Annotated in this window: 2 protein-coding genes; both read left to right on the forward strand. The window is 65.0% G+C overall.

Features of this window, described 5'->3' with window-relative positions:
• The first annotated feature begins 188 nt into the window (after positions 1 to 188).
• Complete coding sequence (gene istA, locus G7020_RS23645; RefSeq protein WP_019364253.1) at positions 189 to 1,703, forward strand: IS21-like element IS1491 family transposase; 1,515 nt, start codon at positions 189 to 191, stop codon at positions 1,701 to 1,703.
• A gap of 17 nt (positions 1,704 to 1,720) precedes the next feature.
• Positions 1,721 to 2,476 carry an IS21-like element ISPpu7 family helper ATPase IstB gene (gene istB / locus G7020_RS23650; protein ID WP_003290589.1) on the forward strand — a complete coding sequence of 252 codons (756 nt, stop codon included), beginning with the start codon at positions 1,721 to 1,723 and terminating at the stop codon, positions 2,474 to 2,476.
• The last annotated feature ends 17 nt before the right edge of the window (positions 2,477 to 2,493 follow it).

Genomic DNA, 2,493 nt, shown 5'->3' on the forward strand with positions numbered 1-2,493 from the left:
ATCTGGCCACCCATTCCATGAGCATCTGACCACCGATTCCACGCTGATCCGGCCACCCATTCCACGCGCATCCGGCCACTGATTCCACGGCCATCCGGCCACTCAACCGGGCAGGCAGCTACGCAGGATTTCTTCACTACCATCGACCTCTTTTTCGAAGCAGAGAGGTCGTCGTGGAGCGTTTATCCATGCGTAAGATTCGCGAAGTACTACGTCTCAAGTTCGAGGTCGGACTATCAGCTCGCCAGATTGCGGTCAGCGTGCAGGTCGGTCGTGTCACCGTCGGCGACTACCTCAATCGTTTTGCCGCCAGTGGTCTCAGTTGGCCCTGTTCGTTGTCCGATGCCGAGTTGGAGCAGCAACTGTTCCCGCCGGCCCCGGCGGTTGCCAGCGAGAAGCGGCCTTTACCCGATTGGGCATGGGTGCATGCCGAACTGCGCCGCCCCGGGGTGACCCTGGCGCTGCTCTGGCAGGAGTACCGCCTGAGCCAGCCGCAGGGCTTTCAGTACAGCTGGTTCTGTGAGCACTACCGGGCCTGGCAGGGCAAGCTGGACGTGGTGATGCGTCAGGAGCACCGCGTCGGCGAGAAGCTGTTCGTCGACTATGCCGGCCAGACGGTGCCGGTTATCGACCGCCACAGCGGCGAGATCCGCCAGGCGCAGGTGTTCGTCGCGGTGCTCGGCGCGTCCAGCTACACCTTCGCCGAAGCCACCTGGTCGCAGCAGCTGCCGGACTGGCTAGGCTCGCATACCCGTTGCTTCGCCTTCCTCGGCGGCGTGCCGGAGATCGTGGTGCCGGACAACCTGCGCAGCGCGGTGAGCAAGGCCCATCGTTACGAGCCGGACATCAACCCCAGCTACCGCGACCTTGCCGAGCACTACGGAGTGGCGGTGGTGCCGGCGCGGGCACGCAAACCGCGCGACAAGGCCAAGGCCGAAGTCGGCGTGCAGGTGGTCGAGCGTTGGATCCTCGCGGCCCTGCGCAACCGTCAGTTCTTCTCCTTGGACGAACTCAACAGCGCCATCTCCGTGTTGCTGGAGCGGCTCAACCAACGCCCGTTCAAGAAGCTGCCGGGCTCGCGCCAGACGGCCTTCGACAGCCTGGATCGTCCGGCGCTGCGCCCCCTGCCGGAGCAACCCTACGTCTACGCCGAGTGGAAGAAAGCGCGGGTGCACATCGACTACCACGTCGAGGTCGATGGGCATTACTACTCGGTGCCGTATCAACTGGTGAAGAAGCAGCTGGAGGTGCGCCTGACGGCGCGCACCGTCGAGTGTTTCCACGCCAACCAGCGAGTGGCCAGCCACCTGCGCTCAATGCACAAGGGCCGGCACAGCACGCAGGCCGAGCACATGCCCAAGAGCCATCGCGAGCATGCCGAGTGGACGCCACAACGGCTGATCCGCTGGGCCGAGCAGACCGGGCCGAACACCGCCGGCGTGATCCGGCACATCCTCGAACGGCGCATCCATCCGCAGCAGGGCTACCGGGCCTGCCTGGGCATCCTGCGCCTGGGCAAAACCCACGGCGAAGTGCGCCTGGAGTTGGCCTGCCGTCGCGCCATCAGCCTCGGCACGTGCAGCTACAAGAGCCTCGAATCGATCCTGCGCCAGGGGCTGGAGAACCTGCCGCTGGCCCAGCAGCACCTGCCCCTGCTGCCGGACGACCACGCCAACCTGCGCGGCCCCGGCTACTACCACTGAACACAAGGAATCCCACCATGCTGCCCCATCCGACCCTGGACAAGCTGCAAACCCTGCGCCTGCACGGCATGCTCAAGGCGCTGAACGAACAACTGAAAACCCCGGACATCGACAGCCTGAGCTTCGAGGAACGCCTCGGCCTGCTGGTCGACCGCGAGCTGACTGAACGCGACGACAAGCGCCTGAGCAGCCGCCTGCGCCAGGCCCGGCTCAAGCACAACGCCTGCCTCGAAGACATCGACTACCGCAGCCCGCGCGGGCTGGATAAGGCGCTGATCCTGCAACTGAGCGGCGGCCAGTGGCTACGCGACGGCCTCAACCTGATCATCGGCGGCCCCACCGGTGTCGGTAAAACCTGGCTGGCCTGCGCCCTGGCCCACCAGGCCTGCCGAGAAGGCTACAGCGTGCGTTACCTGCGCTTGCCGCGTTTGCTGGAAGAACTGGGTCTGGCCCATGGCGACGGGCGCTTCGCCAAGCTGATGAGCAGCTACGCCAAGACCGACCTGCTGATCCTCGATGACTGGGGCTTGGCCCCGTTCACCGCCGAACAGCGGCGCGACATGCTGGAGCTACTGGACGACCGCTACGGCCAGCGCTCGACCATCGTTACCAGCCAGATGCCGGTGGACAACTGGCACGAACTGATCGGCGATCCGACCCTGGCCGACGCTATCCTCGACCGCCTGGTGCACAACGCTTACCGGATCAATCTGAAGGGTGAATCAATGCGCAAACGGACGCAGAAATTGACGACGCCAGCCAACCCGGACTAACAATGCCACCCCTGCGT

Source organism: Stutzerimonas stutzeri (assembly GCF_013522825.1).
In the GTDB taxonomy this organism is placed as follows: domain Bacteria; phylum Pseudomonadota; class Gammaproteobacteria; order Pseudomonadales; family Pseudomonadaceae; genus Stutzerimonas; species Stutzerimonas stutzeri_AK.